At 40.1% G+C, this 20,337-nt stretch carries 19 protein-coding genes; 6 read left to right on the top strand and 13 right to left on the bottom strand.

From position 1 onward, the window contains the following. The first annotated feature begins 18 nt into the window (after positions 1-18). Positions 19-240, top strand: coding sequence for a hypothetical protein (locus BrL25_RS11835; protein WP_018671985.1), 222 nt, complete (start codon positions 19-21; stop codon positions 238-240). 88 nt (positions 241-328) lie between these two features. Beyond that, positions 329-424: a sporulation protein YjcZ gene (gene yjcZ, locus BrL25_RS26525; RefSeq protein WP_081621613.1), complete on the top strand. Its 96-nt coding sequence runs from the start codon at positions 329-331 to the stop codon at positions 422-424. 151 nt (positions 425-575) lie between these two features. Here yjcZ and BrL25_RS11825 read toward each other — a convergent pair whose 3' ends face one another. Both BrL25_RS11825 and BrL25_RS11820 read right to left on the bottom strand, forming a co-directional pair. Further along, on the bottom strand, positions 576-1,262 hold the full coding sequence (locus BrL25_RS11825; protein ID WP_018671986.1) for an MOSC domain-containing protein: 687 nt from the start codon (positions 1,260-1,262) through the stop codon (positions 576-578). Positions 1,263-1,322: 60 nt separating this feature from the next. Further along, on the bottom strand, positions 1,323-2,069 hold the full coding sequence (locus BrL25_RS11820) for a DUF1189 domain-containing protein (protein ID WP_018671987.1): 747 nt from the start codon (positions 2,067-2,069) through the stop codon (positions 1,323-1,325). A gap of 320 nt (positions 2,070-2,389) precedes the next feature. Here BrL25_RS11820 and BrL25_RS11815 point away from each other — a divergent pair, with 320 nt between their 5' ends. Together BrL25_RS11815 and BrL25_RS11810 are read left to right on the top strand one after the other, a co-directional pair. After that, on the top strand, positions 2,390-3,106 hold the full coding sequence (locus BrL25_RS11815; protein ID WP_018671988.1) for a response regulator transcription factor: 717 nt from the start codon (positions 2,390-2,392) through the stop codon (positions 3,104-3,106). Further along, a complete protein-coding gene (locus BrL25_RS11810; RefSeq protein WP_018671989.1) occupies positions 3,084-4,511 on the top strand; it encodes a sensor histidine kinase in 1,428 nt (475 codons plus the stop codon). Before BrL25_RS11815 ends, BrL25_RS11810 begins: the two co-directional genes overlap by 23 nt. A gap of 64 nt (positions 4,512-4,575) precedes the next feature. Here BrL25_RS11810 and ptsG read toward each other — a convergent pair whose 3' ends face one another. The 3 genes from ptsG to BrL25_RS26250 form a co-directional block, all read right to left on the bottom strand. Beyond that, a complete protein-coding gene (gene ptsG / locus BrL25_RS11805) occupies positions 4,576-6,603 on the bottom strand; it encodes a glucose-specific PTS transporter subunit IIBC (RefSeq protein ID WP_018671990.1) in 2,028 nt (675 codons plus the stop codon). A 320-nt stretch (positions 6,604-6,923) separates the two neighbouring features. Next, the gene (locus tag BrL25_RS11800) at positions 6,924-7,277 is read right to left on the bottom strand and encodes a DUF1516 family protein (RefSeq protein WP_018671991.1); all 354 of its coding nucleotides are present in this window, start codon (positions 7,275-7,277) and stop codon (positions 6,924-6,926) included. Between the two features lie 283 nt (positions 7,278-7,560). After that, the gene (locus tag BrL25_RS26250; RefSeq protein ID WP_255193709.1) at positions 7,561-7,683 is read right to left on the bottom strand and encodes a hypothetical protein; all 123 of its coding nucleotides are present in this window, start codon (positions 7,681-7,683) and stop codon (positions 7,561-7,563) included. Between the two features lie 249 nt (positions 7,684-7,932). On the opposite strand from BrL25_RS26250, the gene BrL25_RS11795 reads away from it, so the two are divergent. Beyond that, complete coding sequence (locus tag BrL25_RS11795) at positions 7,933-8,379, top strand: Dps family protein (RefSeq protein ID WP_372486618.1); 447 nt, start codon at positions 7,933-7,935, stop codon at positions 8,377-8,379. A gap of 83 nt (positions 8,380-8,462) precedes the next feature. Here the strand turns inward: BrL25_RS11795 and BrL25_RS11790 are convergent, their stop codons facing one another. From BrL25_RS11790 to BrL25_RS11770, 5 genes are all read right to left on the bottom strand, one after another. Further along, positions 8,463-9,803: a sodium-dependent transporter gene (locus BrL25_RS11790; RefSeq protein ID WP_018671994.1), complete on the bottom strand. Its 1,341-nt coding sequence runs from the start codon at positions 9,801-9,803 to the stop codon at positions 8,463-8,465. A 206-nt stretch (positions 9,804-10,009) separates the two neighbouring features. Further along, positions 10,010-10,270, bottom strand: coding sequence for a metal-sensitive transcriptional regulator (locus BrL25_RS11785; RefSeq protein ID WP_018671995.1), 261 nt, complete (start codon positions 10,268-10,270; stop codon positions 10,010-10,012). A 33-nt stretch (positions 10,271-10,303) separates the two neighbouring features. Next, complete coding sequence (locus tag BrL25_RS11780) at positions 10,304-12,832, bottom strand: CoA-disulfide reductase (protein WP_018671996.1); 2,529 nt, start codon at positions 12,830-12,832, stop codon at positions 10,304-10,306. Between the two features lie 273 nt (positions 12,833-13,105). Then, positions 13,106-13,546, bottom strand: coding sequence for a universal stress protein (locus tag BrL25_RS11775; protein ID WP_018671997.1), 441 nt, complete (start codon positions 13,544-13,546; stop codon positions 13,106-13,108). A 373-nt stretch (positions 13,547-13,919) separates the two neighbouring features. After that, the gene (locus BrL25_RS11770) at positions 13,920-14,963 is read right to left on the bottom strand and encodes an oxidoreductase (RefSeq protein ID WP_018671999.1); all 1,044 of its coding nucleotides are present in this window, start codon (positions 14,961-14,963) and stop codon (positions 13,920-13,922) included. Between the two features lie 295 nt (positions 14,964-15,258). On the opposite strand from BrL25_RS11770, the gene BrL25_RS11765 reads away from it, so the two are divergent. Next, positions 15,259-17,409, top strand: a complete 2,151-nt coding sequence (locus tag BrL25_RS11765; protein ID WP_018672000.1) for a BglG family transcription antiterminator — start codon at positions 15,259-15,261, stop codon at positions 17,407-17,409. A 54-nt stretch (positions 17,410-17,463) separates the two neighbouring features. Here BrL25_RS11765 and BrL25_RS11760 read toward each other — a convergent pair whose 3' ends face one another. From BrL25_RS11760 to cysT, 3 genes are read right to left on the bottom strand one after another with little or no spacing between them, the layout of a single operon-like run. Next, positions 17,464-18,597 carry a sulfate/molybdate ABC transporter ATP-binding protein gene (locus tag BrL25_RS11760; protein WP_018672001.1) on the bottom strand — a complete coding sequence of 378 codons (1,134 nt, stop codon included), beginning with the start codon at positions 18,595-18,597 and terminating at the stop codon, positions 17,464-17,466. Then, positions 18,587-19,480: a sulfate ABC transporter permease subunit CysW gene (gene cysW, locus BrL25_RS11755; RefSeq protein ID WP_018672002.1), complete on the bottom strand. Its 894-nt coding sequence runs from the start codon at positions 19,478-19,480 to the stop codon at positions 18,587-18,589. The genes BrL25_RS11760 and cysW overlap by 11 nt, the downstream gene beginning before the upstream one ends. 17 nt (positions 19,481-19,497) lie before the next feature. Continuing rightward, a complete protein-coding gene (cysT, locus tag BrL25_RS11750) occupies positions 19,498-20,337 on the bottom strand; it encodes a sulfate ABC transporter permease subunit CysT (RefSeq protein ID WP_018672003.1) in 840 nt (279 codons plus the stop codon).

The raw sequence follows: 20,337 nt of genomic DNA, 5'->3' as shown, positions 1-20,337 counted from the left end.
AAGAAGGGGAGTATAACAATGAATAGAAAGAAAATCGCCGGACTATTTCTACTATTGGCTCTCATTATAAATACGTTGGCCGTTCTTACAATTGGATTTGTGACTTATTCCAGCGGAAGCGTATCATCCCAAGATATTATGAATATCTTCTTTGTCTATAACACATCTGGCGTTCCCTTTTATTTCCTCCTATTTATCATTTGGTTAAACAATAATGAAGGACACCACTATCAAGAATAGTCCATTTTTTCAGCAGTGAGGCCCCTACCCAAGCACTTTATTTATGGAAACATAGGATAAAGTACATCTTATTGGGAGGGATTAGACCATGAGTATTTTCAGTGGATCACGCAACAACTTCGAAATCATCTTGGTTCTATTCATTCTATTGGTAATTATCGCTTGCTGTTGCTGCAATAATTAAGTAACGTAGTTTTGCAGAAGTATAAACTTTGCTGATCGTAGGCACACAGCAAAGTCTAGTATGATTTGTTAGGAAAATGATCAAGCATGTTTATTTATGTATAACAAAAAAATCCAGGGCATACTCGCCCTGGATTTTTTTGTTATATGGATTAAGAGCCTTGTAGTCGTAGGTTTGTGTCTATTTCCTCGTCGCCTAATCGTTTCGTAAAGCTTTGACGCCAACTAGCTGATAATGCTTCTACCATTAAAATTCGCTTTATTGCTTGCTTGTTTTTTTTATCGTGATGCATAATTTGATTGGCAAATGCAATCGTTACACCATGAGGATCTTTTTCAACCAATGTCATTATGTCTTCCTGTGAAATTTCTCCTTCTTGTAAAACCCGCAGATAAAAACCCGTATAGCCTGTATTCTGTACTTGTACCGCCAGATCAATTACATCATAGCGTTTTGCTAATTTATGACACGGCTGTCTTGGCTGGGTAACTTGTACTACAGCACCACCAATCTGGTAAATATCCCCGATACAAACTTCATCCTCTAGCAATCCTTCTATTGTTAAATTCTCTCCAAAGGCGGAAACTGGCAGCGACCTACCTAGAGTCTTTTCCCAATAGGGATAGTGCTCGGATGCATAAACGCATACCGCTTTATCTACCCCACCATGATACTTCAAATCCGCTTGAGCATCACCTTGCAATTGGGTTTTTGAAAGATAGAGAGGTCCTGTTACTGGTTCTTTACATATGCTTGTTACTACCTCTTTTTCTTTATAAGAAAGAACTTGAGGTTGTCCTACATTTACAGAAAGAATTCTGACTAGTACCTGCGACATGGTTGTTTTTCCTCCTTGGCTATCTACTATTAGCCATTATACAAGGTATGCCAGCCTAAATCAGCTTGTTTTTATGTTTCGAACAGCCATGACAATGTACACAGCAGCTAACCCCCAAGTAATCGGTCCAATAGGAATAGGCCATGCTGCTAACACCAGAATTCCTTTGATAAAGAAGGGCACTGTCAAACTGAAGACAGCTAAACAAAACGCCTGACCAAATGTTAATTCCTTTTTCTGAATGTTACTGATAATATATCCAAAAATACCAAGAACAAAAGCGGTAAAGGTGGTGCTAAAGATCATGTAAACAAAAATACATGCAAATATAGTGGCCCATATAATTGTTTCTTTGGTTACCAGCCAATCAACTAGTCCAGTAAATTCTTGTTTACTTATGTCATGTAAACCAGAATCAACATAATTTACTTCTCGTACAAAAACCCCATTTTCGATAAATATCGCCTTTGCTTTTCCAAAAATCACGACATATGAACTTTTGGGATAATTCTCTGCTTTCACTTGATTGTTAGGGTCGAAGATAAACATTTTGTTAGGAGAATAAATCGGCTGGTCAGTCTGCATGTTTAGAACATCATTTTTAAAAGTAAAATCTGGCGCGCTGTTTAGGACAGCCTGTGCCTCTTTTAAAAACATGTTTGTTGTAAGATAGAAACTAGAAAAACCAAACACGCTAAGAAGTAAGGCAAGAAATAGGATAAATCCGAACACAACCCCAGCTTTCTTATTTACAAGCTGACCTAAGTCTTTCGGTTTTAACAAACTAACTTTTAATGCATCAAACAAAATATAGCCTCCCTTTTGTAGCAGTTAGATTGTTACCTGTATCATATCCATCTGCTTATTTCTTGAAAAAGAAATAGGTTTAGTTACTTATATTATAGTGAGAAAACCTTTGGCTCTCCTTATCACAATCTAAAAGTTATCTTAAAATTATCATTAGCCTTATGCACAAAGAAAAGTAATCATTTTCCCACTACATGTAAATATTAGAATTAGATAATATCACATGTTTAATTTTTTTGGTTAAAATGTAACATTTAAGTCTTTTGTACGTGTTACTCTAAATATAACGTTTTGCTTAGGAAAAGAACGGAGGAGAAATCGTGTCATATACCATATTAATCGCCGATGATGAGAGGGAGATCGTTGAACTTTTAACGCTCTATCTGGAGAAGGAAGATTTTCATGTCATAGAAGTTCATAATGGAGATAGCGTTTTGCCTATCTTGGCTCAAAGGAAAGTGGATTTGGCCATCCTTGATATTATGATGCCAGGGAAAGATGGCTTTCAGCTTATTAAGGAGATCAGGCAAACCTATAATATTCCCATCATGTTTTTGTCAGCACGTACCCAAGATCATGATGTGATCCTAGGTTTAGGTCTAGGGGCAGATGACTATATCACGAAACCGTTTAATCCTCTTGAGGTTATTGCACGGATTCAAGCTCTTCTTCGCCGTGTTCATGAATTTACTCCTACCGTGGAAGTTCCTGTTAATCCTGAGGATCAGCTTATTAAAATTGGAGAGATGACCCTAGATAAAGCAAGCTGCCTCGTCTACCGAAATGAGGAAGCTATTTCACTAACTTCTATTGAATACAAAATACTAGAACTCTTAATGGTTAATGCCGGTCAAGTTTTTACAAAAAAGAAAATATACGAAGCTGTATGGGGCGATTTTTATGCCAATGATGATAATACCATCATGGTGCACATTAGCAAGTTACGTGAAAAAATCGAGGATGATCCAAAACAACCAACTTATATTAAAACCATTCGAGGATTGGGGTATAAATTTGAAAAAATGGTTGAAGCCTAAAAAATCGCGTAGCCTCTATACCTCTCTCATCCTTGATTATTTTGTTTTTAATTTTTTTCTTTTGGTTGTTCTAATTGGACTTGCCCTCTATCTTCTCAACGTTGCTTTCAATCATATCGAAAGCATGGATATTGTTGATGTAAAAATTGAAGCTTCGAATTACAAACAAAAAGATCAACGTAAAGAGCTACTTCCTCATTTAGAAAGTATTGGAGGCTGGTTAGAACATCTTGATTCCAATAAACAACTGGTTCAGGTCTATGGTAAGAAATTAGATGATAATAAGTCCTATTCAGAGAATCAGTTATTCGAACTCTTGCAAAATCATGAGCAACAGCCCTATTACTACTCTATGTACCAGAATACTCTTGATCCAAAAACACCGTATTTATTATTAAAAATACCCAGAAATAATATTCTTGTGTCTAAGGACCTTAAACAAATAGATATTTTCGATCCACTTGCGAAAAGCTTTATGACCTATTTAGGTATGTTTGGTTTCATCATGCTGATTTTTATTGTGTTATATATTTACTGGACTGCTCGCCGCATTAAAGCTCCGCTGATTATTATTTTAGATGCGCTGAAAAAGATGACAGATGGTGACTATAGTACCCGTATTTACCTAAAGGCTGAGCATGAATTCGTACAAATTCGTGATACATTTAACTATATGGCAGATGTATTAGAAGAGACACGCCGTGAGAATGAAATTTTGGAAAAAGGCAAACAGCGTATGTTAATGGATATCTCCCATGATTTAAAAACACCGATCACCAGCATTCAAGGATATGCTAAAGCCTTAAAGGAAGGAATGGCCACGGATGAGGAGCGAAAACAGCGATATTTAGAATATATCTATCAGAAATCAATTCGGGTAAATCACCTCATTAATAATCTGTTTGAACTCCTTAAATTAGACGCCCCTGATTACCGATTACATTTACGTCTTGAAGAGATTACAGAGTTTGTCCGTGATATGGTTGTCTTGCATTATACAGAAATGCTGGATAAACAATTTCATTTACAATTAGATATACCAGAACGAGAAATCTATCTGTATTTTGATCGGATTCAATTAACGCGTGTATTAAGTAATTTATTAGTGAATGCGATTAAGTACAACCCCGCTGGAACAAACATGCGTATATCGTTATCAGAGGAAAAATATTATGTAGTCATTACTATTGCGGATAATGGAATCGGAATTTCGGACGATATCAAGGAAAATATTTTTGAACCATTTGTTCGAGCTGATTCCTCCCGAGCAAGTGAAGGTGGAACAGGTCTTGGTTTATCGATTGCTAAACGGATAGTGACCAAACATGGGGGTACAATTAAGCTTACCTCCACTGATACTGAAGCTACGGTTTTTGTCATCCGTTTACCTAAGCCATTTAACTAATGTATATAAACAAAGATCGGCAGAGTGATAGATGCTCTGCCGATTTTTTTACTAAGGGTAGTCGTTATTTTTCGATGGAAATGATATTTTCCTCGCCACGTTTTACCAGAGCACCAGGTTTAACAATAACCTGCTCTCCTTCTTGCAAATTGGTAAAGATGATTGGCGTAATCACAGAAGGTACTTTTTCCACTACATCCGCTAATTGAACACGTAGCAATGGCTGTCCTGCTGTAACTTTATCTCCTTCTTGAGCTAGAGCTTCAAAGCCCTCACCCTCTAGTTTAACCGTATCAATTCCAAAGTGAATCAGAATCTCACGTCCATCATTTGCAGCGATTCCAATCGCATGCTTAGTCGGGAAGAAGGTAACAATTGTTCCATCCACAGGAGAGACAACCTCTCCATTAGTTGGTTCAATAGCAAAACCATCACCCATCATCTTCTGTGAGAAAACCTGATCTGGAACGTCCTTTAGCTCTAGCATCTTACCTTCTAGTGGTGAGACAAAAACCGTAGAAGAGCTTGTCTGCTCAGAGACACTTTGTGGAGCCGGCTTACTTGCAGGTTTCTCAACCGGCGTGCGCCCCGCCATTACATCCTTGATCTGTTCCTTCAATTGATCGGATTTTGGTCCAAAGATCGCCTGGATATTATTACCAATCTCTAGAACACCTGCTGCTCCCAGCCTTTTTAATTGTTCCTTATTTACGTTTTTACTATCGTTAACAGATACCCGTAAACGAGTAATGCATGCATCTAGATTACTAATATTAGCGCTACCACCCAACGCTTCCAATACATCTGCTGCTAGTCCAGAAGATTGGCTAGTACCGGTTTGAGCCTCTTCCTCATCTTGTCGACCAGGTGTTTTTAGATTCCACTTTTGAATGGCAAAACGGAACCCGAAATAATAGATGACAGCTAGTACCAAACCTACTGGAATCACTAACCACCACTGTGTTTTGTTCGGTAACACCCCAAACAGCAAGTAGTCAATAACCCCTCCAGAGAAGGTCATTCCTATTTTTACATTCAAGATTTGCATGACCATGAAAGAAAGCCCTGCAAAGACAGCATGGATAGCAAACAATACTGGTGCTACGAATAAAAACGAGAATTCGATCGGCTCTGTAATCCCTGTCAAAAAGGCTGTAAGCGCAGCCGATCCCATAATCCCGGCTACCATCTTCTTATTTTCAGGACGAGCTGTATGATAAATCGCCAAAGCCGCTGCTGGCAATCCGAACATCATAAACGGATACTTTCCTGTCATAAATGTTCCGGCTGTTAACTCTACATTGTCCTTCACTTGGGCAAAAAAGATCGCTTGATCCCCGCGAACAAGTTGTCCAGCCTTGCTTACGTACTCCCCAAACTCAAACCAGAATGGTGAGTAGAAGATATGATGTAAACCAAACGGAATAAGAGAACGTTCAATAAGACCAAAAACAAATGCAGCCAAGGTTGGATTAGACTCCAACATGACATGTGAGAATGCATTAAGAGCTGATTGAATTGGTGGCCAAATAAAGATGAGTACAAGACCTGTTAGTAAAGCAGCAACTGCTGTAACAATCGGTACAAAGCGTTTTCCCGCAAAGAAACCTAAGAATGGCGGTAATTCTATGTTATAAAATTTTCGATACAGATTAGCTGCAATAACACCCATAATAATCCCACCGAACACGCCTGTTTGTAAGGTAGGAATCCCAAGCACCATCGCATAGGCTTTATCAGTCTGTGCCATTTCAGCCGTAACACCAAGGAAGACACCCATAACCTGATTCATAATTAAGAAGCCAATGATTGCAGCTAGTCCAGCTACCCCTTCACCACCTGCTAATCCAATGGCTACCCCTACCGCAAATAAGAGCGCTAGGTTTCCAAAAATGATGGAACCAGCTTCTTCCATTACTTTTGCGACTAATTGGATCGCTGGTCCTGACAAAAATGGTAATTGCTCCAGCAAAGCCGGATTTTGCAAAGCATTACCGAATGCTAGGAGAATCCCTGCAGCTGGTAGGATGGCAACTGGAAGCATAAGCGCTTTCCCTACCTGTTGCAACACCCCAAAGATCTTTTTGAACATGTACGAACCTCCTTTACTTCAAACCCCATTTACATAGATGACTTGGTTATTTGAAGTATGCCTATTGGACAAACCTACTATGTAAGGAACCAAAAAATAATACTTTGAATCTTTTTGAAGCCCTACGTAATAGAAAATTTGTCATTTTAAAACATAAAAGAGTTTTAGATAAAATACAAGATGTCTACGTCACAAAAATAAGAACAATTATGTATTTTGTTCAAATAGTTAATGCAAGATTACTATATGTAAGCAAAAAAAGATGTCCCCTCTCACGTGAAGGGCCATCTCTTTTTCATCAAGTATGCACTTACTTATAACTAGAAAACTCTGTAACCAATTAATACTACGATCACTAGCAATACTAATGAACCGATAAAGAAAATAAAGCTAGGCTTGCGTTTACCTGCACGTACTAGTGCCATCTCCATCAAGCCGATGGTACAGACGCCCAAAATGCCTTTTATGATGAGTCGAACGTCGCTTAGATAAAATTTGAACAAGAGCATAGCTCCGAAAACGATGATTATGATATACATGAGTCGAAGTATCATATGTAGGATTTTCGCAATTTTGTTTTTATCTAATCTGTAAAATACATAGGCAAGAATCAGTAATACAAGTGCAGCTTCCCAGCCACCTACATGCGATGCCAAAATAGCTTCATATCTCATTTCGTAACCTCCTATGCTTTTTTCATTTCCAGCTAATCATATCATAGGAATCTTACCTTTCCAAACATTCGATATTCATATGTCTGTTTTTAAAATGATAACTTTTGAACAAATTCATCCCTTGTATATAAGTATATAATGATTCATTATGGCACTCAGTAATTTACCTATCTTTCATGCATGAAAACATAAAAAAAGACCATCTTATGTGAGGAGAAGGTCTTGGTCAAATGTACATCTACGAACATCATTTACATGAATGATTCCTGTCGAAACTTTTTACTTATTTATTGAGCTCTATAACAACTTGCTTCCCATTAATCAAAACTTCCGCTACCGCCATTACGATTTCAACTGATTTTTTCACCATTCTCATTCCTGTCATCTCCTCAGTGGTTAGGTTCATTTCTTAGCTCTTGTCCTTATTGTAGGAAAAATAAGAAAGGCACACCATCGAATGGGATTACAAGAAGCTTACATGTTTGTAAGTATGCTGGCACTAGAAAGCACAGGAAACCTCTGATACATGATCTTCACATTCTTTTCACAAAAAAGACTGGACTTTAAGATTAATTAGTATTATTATTAATTTATAATTAATATAAAATAATACAAATTATAAAAAGGGAGTTGTTCTTCTATGGCACAACAAGTAATGGTAAGCAATCAAAAAGTAATCGACGTTCTTAATCGCCAAGTAGCAAACTGGAATGTTCTCTTTGTTAAATTGCATAACTATCATTGGTTTGTTAAAGGTCCCCATTTCTTCACTTTACATGAAAAATTTGAAGAATTGTTTAACGAAGCAACAACTAGAATTGATGAATTGGGTGAGCGCGTATTAGCTATTGGTGGTAAACCAGCAGCAACATTAACAGAGTACGCAACGCTTTCAACCATTAAAGAGGCCTCCTGTAACGAATCTGCTGAGGAGATGGTACAAGCAATCATCAACGACTTCCAAATCCTAGTAGATGAATGTCAAAAAGGTATGGATATCGCTCAAGAAGTTGGTGATGAAAGCACTAGCGATATGTTGCTTGGTACCCTTACTGATCTGCAAAAACATATTTGGATGTTAAATGCTTATCTCGGTAAATAAGATAAAAAGAAGCTCTCCATCTAGCTATCAAGCTATGTTGGAGAGCTTTATTTCATTGATAATTAATTCTCTAACAATATAGTCTATAGTCCGAACACCAAGCTAATAAATACAACAATAATAGCTACAGGTACTACATATTTGAGTAAGCAGTACCACGCTTTGAACCAGACTACTTTACCTGTTGAGCCTTGTTGTACTTCTGCTAGTAAGATATCACGCTTCATCTTCCACGCTACAAATATAGAAATAAGTAAAGCTCCAAGTGGCATTAAGATATTACTTACCAAGAAATCCGCTGCATCAAAGAAGCTTTTACCAAAGATCGTTATATCACCTAACACTCCGTATGCTAATGCAGAAGGAATTCCTAATACGAAAATCAAAATGCCTACCTTCCAAGCAGCGGAAGCACGTTTTGCCTGATTGCCCTTTGTGATCGCTGCTACACTAATTTCTAGCATGGAGAATGCAGAGGTTAAGGTAGCAAACAAGAACAATAACAAGAAGGTGGTCAAGAAAAAGGCTCCAAACGGAATATGATCAAACACTGCTGGCAAGACCACGAATAAAAGTCCAGGTCCTTCCGTAGGCTTCATTCCTAATGAGAAAACAGCTGGAAAGATTGCCAAGCCGGCTAACAGAGAGGTGATAATGGTCAAAATTACAATGGAAACTGTAGATTTTGGTAAGCTTTCATTCTTTGGCAAATAGGAGCTGAAGGTCACCATAACCGATACACCTACGCTTAACGAGAAGAAAGCCTGTCCCAAAGCATACAAAATTGATTTAGAAGTTAATTCGCTAAAATTTGGTTGTAGGAAGAAGGTAATTCCTTCCCAAGCTCCCGGCAACGTAACGGAACGAACAATAAGGGCGAGAAAAATCAGAAAGAGTGCCGGCATCATATATTTATTAGCTTTTTCGATCCCATTAGTAACTCCTCGGGACACAACCAAAATCGTAATTATCATAAATAAAAATTGAACAGACAACACTAGCCATGAGTCTGAAATGGTTTGACCAAATAATTGATTATAATCTAAACCTTGGCCAATCAATTGTCCTGTGATGCTTTTAATGAAATACAGAAGAATCCAGCCACCTACAACACTGTAGAATGATAATAAGATAAAACAAGTAACAATACCTAATCTACCCACCCAGTGCCATGGGGTATTAGGTGCGATCGCTTTATAAGCAGAAACAGCATCTTTTCCCGTGCTTCGTCCAACTATTAGCTCTCCTAGTAATAAAGGAGTACCTAGCAACAGCGTAAATAACAAAAACAGTAAGAAAAAAGCTCCTCCACCACTCGTACCAGCAACATAAGGGAACTTCCAAATCGCCCCTAGCCCTATTGCTGATCCTGCGGCAGCCAAAATAAAACCTAACTTTGAAGTCCACTGTTCACTTTTTGACATGTTTTTCTCCTCACTGCATTTGATTTCCGTACATTATAACAAACTTCACATCAAATGGTATGTTTATTTGTAAAATAATATAGTTTCCACTTTTTTTGAAAAGATTGAATCCAGATACTGCTTACCTTCATGAGTTCTCGAGAAAAATAAAACAACCCGAAGCTTACCCCCGGGTTGTTTATATCAGATAATAACTTGCAGGATATTTATCTACTTTTAACCAATATATCGACAGCTTCTTTAATTACCTGTTCTGGATCATTTCCCTTTTCCAATTCTTCACGTATACAATGCTCCAGATTACTCGCGACGACTAGACCAATTACACGATCTACAGCGGTACGAACGGCAGAAAGCTGTGTCACCACGTCTCGACAGTCCTTATCTTCTTCCATCATCTTCAGTACACCGCGTACCTGACCCTCTATTCGCTTCAATCGATTTTTGACAGAATCATTATAATCCATCCGTTTCACCTCTCTTCTCCAATGTCTTTTTCATTAAATAAATAAATTAAGTCCCGATTCTTGCGCATCGCTCAGATATGAAGCAACACCGGCTACATCTACTCCGTCAATTAATTCTTCTTGTTTAATCCCCATGATATCCATACTCATGGCGCAGGCTACCAATTTGACTCCTACTTCTTGAGCATTCTTCATTAGTGTCTCTAAGGAGTCTACATTTTTCTTTTCCATGACATGCTGCATCATTTTCGTACCCATTCCTGCCATGTTCATTTTCGATAATGTTAGCTTATTTGCCCCTTTTGGCATCATCATTCCAAACATCTTTTCCAGCGTATCCTTCTCAACTACCGGCGCATGTTCGCGACGTAAAATGTTTAGCCCCCAGAAAGTAAAGAACATCGTCACCTTTTTACCCATAGAAGCCGCTCCTGAAGCAATGATAAACGAAGCCATCGCTTTATCTAAATCACCACTAAAAACGACCATAGTAGCTCCCGTTTTATCAATTTGTTTTTCATCATTGGCTTGTTGCATAGCAGATCCTGCGATTGAGGTAGGCATGTTTGTACCCTTTTGAATAAAAACATGGGCTACTTTATTGCTATATTCGGAGGAGAGAAGGGTATTCCCTGTTTTGTTACACCACGCAGCAATATCGGCCATAAATCCAGGGTCTGTGGCTTTTACTTCAATTATCTGTCCGTCTTGGGCTCGTGATACAGCTTGGAAAACTTGCATAATTGGACCTGGACATTGTAACCCGCATGCATCAATAGTAATCGATGGGCTATCAATGGTAGAAGATGATAAATTGGATCGCTTTGATTGTGATTGTTCGTCTGATGAATGTTTTCCGGATTGGCTTCCTATCACTGGAGTTACATCCTCTTTTCTTGGATTGATCGCTTCTTCTGTCGATTTGCCCATACGATATGTTTTATAGCCACCATCTACATTTTTCACCTGATAACCATATTCACTAAGCAAACGTGCCGCTAAATATCCGCGTAATCCCACTTGGCAGGATACATAGATTGTTTGGTCTTTTGGTAGCTCAGCATGTCGATTGCGTAGCTCTGGTAGAGGAATATTGATAGAACCCTTGATAAAACCTGCTTCTCTTTCAATTGGCTCACGTACGTCGACCAGTAAACCACCATTGGCCACAATCTGATCGATCTCATGCCACTGAACAATATCAACCAAGCCGTCAGCAATATTGCTCGCTACATACCCTATCATATTAACTGGATCTTTAGCAGAGGAATATGGAGGGGCATAAGCCAATTCCAGATCAGGAAGGTCGTGAATGGTTAATCCTCCTTTAATCGCTGTTGCAATCACGTCGATACGTTTGTCAGCCCCATCTGCTGAAATCGCCTGCGCTCCATAGATTTTGCCTGTGGTTTTATCAAACAGAAGCTTCATCCAAATAGGCGCTGCTCCAGGGTAGTACCCAGCATGAGAAGCAGGATGTACATGGATTGCTGTATATTCCATTCCAGTTCGTAATAGGGTTTTTTCATTATTTCCTGTTGTGGCGACAGTAAGATCAAACACTTTGGCAATAGACGTACCAAGTGTGCCGTTATATTGAACATTACGTCCATTAATATGATCTGCTACTAAGCGTCCTTGACGATTGGCCGGCCATGCTAACGGTATATGTGTTGCTTGATTATTAATATAATCTGTTACCTCTACTGCATCACCAATAGCGTAAATTGCTGGGTCGTCGGTTTGCATATGCTTATTGACACGAATAGCTCCACGTACTCCTACGGAAAGTCCTGCTTCCTTTGCTAGCTGTGACTCAGGCTGTACACCAATAGCTAAAATGATCATGTCTGTCACTAATTCGCGCCCACTGCTGAGACGAACAATATTACCTTGATCGTTAAAAGCCTCTACTCCATCCTGAAGCAGTAGCGTAATGCCCTTCGCCCGCATATGCTCGTGTACCACAGCAGCCATTTCTATATCAAGCGGTGCCATAACCTGCTTACCCATCTCGACTAGAGTAACATCAAGCCCACGCTCAGATAGGTTTTCTGCCATTTCTACACCAATAAATCCACCGCCAATGACAACGGCGCGAGTAGGCTTTTGTTGATCTACATAGCTTTTAATCGCATCTGTATCTGGTACGCTGCGCAGTGTGAATAATTGTTTTGCCTCATCAATACCTGGAATAGCTGGTCGAATCGGCTTCGCACCAGGAGACAGGATCAGAATATCGTAACTCTCTTCGTATATCTCTTTCGATTGCAGATTGTGGATCGTAACCGTCTTCTGCTCTCGGTTAATGTGAGTGACTTCGCTTCTAATTCGAATATCCATGTTAAAACGCTGAGACATCCCCTCTACCGATTGTAAAAAGAGCTTGCTCCGTTGCTCGATGACCCCGCCAATATAATAGGGAAGACCACAATTAGCGTAAGAAATATATTCACCGCGTTCGACCATTATCAGTTCGTGTCGCTCACTTAGCCGACGTAATCTCGCTGCCGCTGTCGCTCCACCTGCTACTCCACCTACTATGATGATTTTCTTTTTCATAAGTTGTTTGCCCCTTTTGTATATTGAATGTCCAGTTCTTACATCAAACCAAACATACCCCTACGGGTATTAAAGAAGATAAAAAAATATCTCAACAAATCTATCCTTATAAGGTTTTTTATACCCCGATGGGTATATAATAAACTCTAATCCTCCTCCAAGTCAACAGGAGAATACACCATCCAAGAAAAATAACGTGTCTCACGAATATTTAATCATAACAAGAGCTTTATCGCGCTTCTGCTGCGTGATAAAGCTCTTGTTGTTAGCTACTTATTTAATAATAAAGACCGGGCACGGTGCTAATTGTGTGATACGATGACTAACGCTACCTAGCATCAATTCTTTAAAATCTCCCAACCCACGGCTACCCATCATAATAAGGTCAGCATTCTTTTCTTTAACCAAGGCGAGCAATTCATTGGCTGGGTCCCCTTGAAGCAGGATAGCTTCACATTGAACTCCTTCTTTTTCTGCCGCTTCGCATGCTTGATCTAGTAATTCTTGACCGTATTTTTTGGCTTCTTCTAGATATTCAGATTGAACATCGTGGACCATAAATACTAATTGACTAGCTACATAGGCAGGTAATTCTTTTACAACATGCACAAAAGTGAGCGAGGATTTATTCTCACGGGCAAATAAAATCGCCGCTTCCTGTACTTTTGGACTTAACTGTGAACCATCCAAAGCTATCACCATTTTATCAAACATAGTATGGCCTCCTTGTTAAATCGGTTCTATATTATCATTGTAGCATGTAGATCAGCAAAGATTTCACATATTTATGAAAAATCCGGAAACGTTTTTACGTAGAAAAATGAACGCTCAAAGTTAAAAGAACTTCCGCGCAAAGGATAGCAGCATGATTACAGCCACCACCATGCAAAGAATAAATAAGCCCTTTTCTTGTTTTTTAAATGGATCCATATCTTCTCCCCATTCCTTACACCATTCCTCTTAGGTTACCCCTATTATAGAAGGAGAACACATCCTTACCTGTCCTTTTGGATGTCTGTTCTGTGAAGGATTGCACAAGCTGTAAGAAAATAGAACGAGGCAAAGAGAGACCCACACGATCTGTGGATCAATCTATATAAATAGTCCGACCTTCCCTACTGCTTTGAAAAGCCACTTCAATTAGAAAAATATTCATACGCGCCTGTTCTGCACGGACGGGCACATTTTTACCTAGACGAATTGCCTCATACAACTTGTCATAGTAACGTTGATAGGAGCCTTTTTCAGACACGATTTTTTTTGTAACAGGCTTACCTTCTACCATTGTAGTTAACTCCCCATACCATTCTTTCTCTTCTTGACCCCAATTAGGAGCGTTCAGAGGCTGATTGTTGCGGATAGCACCCTCCTGCACGTCAAATCCAAACTTACTATAACTCCCCTTATCACCATGCACCTGAAAACGTGGACCCGGTTGAACTGTCAACATGCCAGCGTGTAAAATCACTCGCAAACGCTCATACTGCAAGATGACATGGAAATAATCATCTGTTTTAGCCCCTGGTCGTTGTGCTTGTACATCAGCTGTAACTGCTTTAGGCATTCCAAACATCATAATGGCCTGATCCAACAGGTGAGAGCCTAGATCATACAAAATTCCCGAGCCTGGCCCTGCGTTTTCTCTCCACCGATCACGTACTTCAGGTCGGTATCGATCATAATGAGATTCAAAATGATAGATATCACCTAGTCGTCCTTCCTGATACAGACGTTGGATTGTCAAAAAGTCATTATCCCACCGTCTGTTTTGATAAACGCTTAATACCTTACCTGTCGGCTTATTTAGCTCAATTAGCTCATCTGCTTCTTGGGTTGTTACGACAAACGGCTTCTCAACAACAATATGCACACCCGCATGTATCGCCTCTTTTACCATTTCATAATGAAGCGATGTGGGCGCGGTTATGATGACCAATTCCATCTTGGGATGCTGTAGTAACTCTTGTAATTGAGAGACCACCTGCACATCCCCCAGATCTGCTTTTACCTTTTCTGGTTTAGAAGATAGGACAGCCACAATCTCATAATGCTCTGACGCTTGTAAAAAAGGAACGTGAAAGGTAGTAGCTGACGGACCATACCCAACAATACCAACTCTGATTTTCTGCATTTTCATTCCCTCCTGCAAATGGAATCCTATCTCTATGTTATTCTGCATGCTCGTCTGGTTTTCTTATCATAAATGAAAAATATAGAGTTTCCAAGAATAGAGTGCGCGCTGAATAGTCTCATTTATATTAGTCCAACTTATGCACAAAAGATTACTAGTTTTTGGTCTTCTCTAATTATGTCATCCTGCTTTATAATGAGCCTAATAGAAGGTAATCATATCGATCATCTTTTGCTTCTATCCAATCTTTGCAAATTACCTGGCAACAGATCAACTGGCAAAGGAGGTTGTATCCATGTCGCTCGATAAACGAAGCGCTGCGATTTTGCATAAAATTATGCAAGCTGACTCATATGTAACCGTACAGGAGCTCTTAGAATCACAAGGAATTTCGAAACGTACACTTTATTATGATATGAACAAAATAAACGATTGGCTGGAAGAAAATCAACTCCCTACTGTTCAATATATCCGAAGCACCGGCTACTATATAGACGAACTGACCAAACAAAAAATACCTGATAAACTTCAAGGTATGAAGAAATGGCAATATGAGTATTCCGCCAAGGAGCGTAAGGCTTGGCTAACGATCTATCTCTTAACCCGAGAAGGGCGTATCTTGCTAGAAGATTTGATGAATCGGCTAGGTGTTAGTCGCAACACCACCCTGGACGATCTGAAAAAATTAAAAATGGAGCTTCATACCTTCCATATATCGCTCAATTTTGACCGCAAACAAGGCTACTTCATTCAAGGTGAAGAGCAGGACAAACGAAAAGCACTTATTTTCTATCTCTCTCAGGCTGTAACAACTCAAAGCTGGAATCAACTCATCTCCCACATTCAAACGATGGCACATTCTACTTCACTGGTAGCAGAGGAACAGCAAGAGGATTTCTTGAAAACAAAAGAAATTCAGGTGATCCGCGAAGCCCTATCAGTTTGCGAGCGCTTATTAGGCATTCAATATACCGATGAGGTTCTGGAGAGCTTAAGTATTCACATCCATTTGTTCCGTAAGCGATTTAGTCGTGGACAGCATGTCACAATTGATATGGAAGAGAAAGAAGTATTGAAAAAAACAAAGCATTTTGAAGCCGCGACCTATATAAGCAATGAACTGTCGAAAACTCTACAAATTGATATACCAGAAGATGAAACCTATTACATTGCTACGCATCTCTTAGGCGCTCGTGTGATGAACCAATATCATTCGGATCAGGAAAATACTCATACTCAAATGCTATTGGAAGCTGTTCGTCGTATGGTTACTGACTTTCAAAAGTTCGCTTGTATTATGTTTGAAGACCAAGATGGGTTAAAACGTGATTTAATGCTGCACCTCAAACCTGCCTTTTATCGAATCAAGTACGGAATTAATATGGACAATCCGCTGATTGATTCCATTAAAACACACTATCATGAAATTTTCTTACTAACTCAGAAGGTTATTGTTCATTTTGAACAGCTGGTCGGGCAACAGGTATGTGAGGATGAGATCGCTTATATTGCTATGCATTTTGGAGCATGGTTGCGAAAGCAAGGAGCGAATCCCGCACCGCGAAAAAGAGCACTGATCGTATGTCCAAACGGCATTGGTACCTCACTTATTCTGCAAAATCAGTTAGAAAACCTATTCTCATCCATTGATATTTATAAGACGGTTTCCTTACGAGAGTATGAATCCCAATCTTATGATGTTGATCTGATTTTTTCTACTACCACTTTGACAAAAAGCGATGCACCCGTCTATGTGGTAAATCCAATTCTTAACGACGCAGAAAAGGCTCGCTTATTAAGACGAGTAGGAGCCTATATCTCTGACAAAGACAAGCAGCCGACAGAATCGTTAGAAGGCATGATGTCTATCATTCGTCGTCATGCAGTGATAGAAAATGAAGAAGCTCTCCATCAAGAGTTAAAGGAATACCTTCTGGAACCTGCTGCTTTAAGTAAAGAGCTTTCCTATAAGCCCACTGTTGCAGACATACTTACGAAGGATCAAATTCAGGTAGCACAAACCGTGGCTAATTGGGAAGAAGCGATTCGACTCGCCTCAGCACCTTTAGTTCGCAATGGAAGTATTCTACCTTCATATGTGGACGCCATGATTCGCTCCGTGTATGATCATGGACCATACATTGTAATCGCACCGAAAATTGCTATTCCGCACTCTAGACCACAGGATGGCGTCCAACGATTGAGCATGAGCTTCCTACAATTAAAGCATCCCGTATCCTTCTCAGAAAGGCCAGAGCATTCTGCACAGTTATTTATTGTACTAGCGGCTGTAGATAATGAGTCACATCTGCGCGCATTGGCTCAGCTAACAGCAGTTCTCTCTTCTCCAGAAGCATTGCAAACCTTATTGCAGACCGATCAAATTGATGATGTTCTTCGATTATTAGAGATTTACTCCCAGCATCAGCTACCCGCTGGATTATAAAATAAAGCAAAAACCAACCAAAGCATTTCGCGATGGTTGGTTTTTGCATTTTCCTCACACCTTGATTTCTGACATCGTAAGCGAAACAGATTGCATGTTGACCCTTTTGACCGATTGGTGCTGAGATTGCTTGACTGGAAACAATCGAATTGATTTAAGGTTTACATAGAGTTGCCGAGAAGAATCCTCCCAAAGCTCTCGATATTGCTCGCCATTTAGCTCTAATTCAAACAACGTTCCATCTACCGTTAACTGACATTCTAGACGGACAAGTGGTCCCAATAAAGAGACATGTAACAAAGTAGCTTCAGCCCAGCTTTCCCCTTTTGAAGTGCGCGATAGCTCCATCTGATGAGGCCTGATGTAACCAACTGCTTCTGTATGATTCCAGTTCAAAACTTCTTCTGATTTCCACGATAGATGTCCCATATGAATAGTTCCTTCGTGTCCACAAACACGAAATTGATTTACTCTTCCTAAAAAGCTATACACGAAGGGATTACTAGGACTCTGATAGACTTCGATAGGCGTTCCCACTTGTTCAATTTTACCCTTGTTTACTATCACCACTTGATCTGCCATCTCCAGGGCTTCCTCTTGATCATGGGTCACGAACACGGTAGTGATTTTAAGCGTATTGTGCAATTGTTTGAGCCAACGACGTAGTTCCTGTCGTACCTGCGCGTCGAGTGCCCCAAACGGTTCATCCAATAATAATACGTTTGGTTCAATGGCAAGTGCACGAGCTAGTGCAACCCGTTGTCGTTGCCCACCAGACAGTTGACTAGGGAAACGTGATTCTAGTCCATTCAATTGAACTAAGCGAAGTAGCTCCATTACTTTTGTTCGAATGCTGTCTTTAGAAGGACGCTTTCCACGGGGAAGCACTTGTAGACCAAAGGCAATATTATCAAATACACTCATGTGACGAAATAGAGCATAATGCTGAAAGACAAATCCAACCCTTCTCTCCTGAACTGTTTTCCTAGTGGCATCTACCCCATCAAAGCGTATGACTCCCCGCTCCATCTGCTCAAGACCCGCAATAAGCCGAAGCAAGGTGGTTTTTCCCGATCCTGAAGGTCCCAATAGTGCAACTAACTCTCCACTTGGAATCTGTAAGTTAATATGATCAAGGGCAGAAAATGCCCCAAAGCTTTTGGATACCTGCTTAATTTCAATGCCCATGTATACCCTCCCCCGTTTCATAACCCCAGACAGTTACGTCTACATTCTTCTGTTTGTATTGCCGCTCAGCTTTCCATTCCATTATGCTCTTAATGATAAGGGTCACGATGGCTAAAAAGGCTAATAGAGTGGCTACGGCAAAGGCCGCTACAAAATTATATTCGTTATATAAAATTTCCACTTGCAGTGGCACCGTGTTAGTCATACCACGAATATGTCCTGATACGACAGAAACCGCACCAAATTCGCCCATGGCACGCGCATTACAAAGGATAATTCCATACAACAACCCCCATTTAAGATTAGGTAATGTGACGCGCCAGAAGGTTTGCCATCCCGTAGCTCCAAGTGACAATGCCGCTTCCTCTTCATCATTTCCCAGCGATTGCATGGCAGGAATCAGTTCACGTGCTACATAGGGAAAGGTAACGAAAATGGTTGCTAAAATAATGCCAGGCACCGCAAAGATGATTTTGATATCGTAGGTTTCTAACCACGGTCCAAGCAATCCTTGCGTACCAAATAACAGTACAAACAAGAACCCCGAGATAACAGGAGAAACAGCTACAGGCAAATCGATTAAGGTGAGTAGAATACTTTTCCCCCGAAACTGATATTTGGCAATGGTCCAAGCCGCCGCAATCCCAAACACCGCATTTAGTGGAACAGAAATTACAGCAACCAGCAGAGTAAGCTGTATTGCTGCTACCGCATCCGGTTCAGCGATTGCCTCCCAAAATGGTTGGAACCCGTGCTTTAGTGCCTCTGTAAACACCGATAATAACGGCACAATCAAAAACAATCCCAAAAACAGTACGGAGAGTACGATCATGATCCAAGCCCCTGGGTGTTTGGCAGTATCAGATTGGTTAGACAATGACATGTGTATCCTCTCCTTTTCTATGTGTCCATTCGATACATTCTCCGACTCCACCACTGTAAAACATTGGTCAACAGCAGAATAACAAACGATAACAACAGCATGACCGAAGCAATCGCTGTTGCTCCTGCATAATCAAACTGCTCTAGCTTTGTCATAATTAAAAGTGGAGTAATTTCAGTTTTCATCGGCATATTTCCTGATATAAATACAACAGAGCCATACTCGCCAACTGCTCTAGCTAAGGCTAACGTGAAGCCTGTTAGCAAGGCAGGTAAGAGCTGAGGGAAAATAACTCGCCAAAACGTAATCCACCGAGCGGCACCGAGACTCGCAGCTGCCTCTTCCATTTGCCGATCCACATCCTGCAATACAGGTTGAACAGTGCGAATCACGAACGGTATCCCAATGAAAATGAAGGCAACCGTAACTCCGAGTGATGTAAATGCCACCTTAATGCCCAGAGGCTCTATATATTGCCCAATCCAGCCGTTAGGTGCATAGACCGACGTAAGAGAAATACCAGCTACCGCAGTGGGTAAGGCAAAAGGCAGATCAACTAGTCCATCAAGAATTTTTTTGCCAGGAAAGCGATAACGTACCAGTACCCAAGCGATCAGTAACCCAAACACCGTATTTACTAAGGCTGCTACCAGAGAAGCTAAAAAACTAAGCTTATAGGATGCAATCACGCGATCAGCAAGTACAATAGCTAGAAATTGATCCCAGCTAAGAGAGCTAGTCGATAACACAAGCACAGATAACGGAAATAGAACAAGGAGGCTTACATAGACAACCGTATACCCTAGCGATAAACCGAATCCTGGTATGATACTCGACTGTTTCCAGCTGTTTTTCAT

Origin of the sequence: Brevibacillus laterosporus DSM 25, from assembly GCF_002706795.1 — a bacterium.
GTDB lineage: Bacteria > Bacillota > Bacilli > Brevibacillales > Brevibacillaceae > Brevibacillus_B > Brevibacillus_B laterosporus.
Note: the sequence above shows the minus strand (reverse complement) of the source record. Positions and strands in the feature narration are given on the sequence as shown.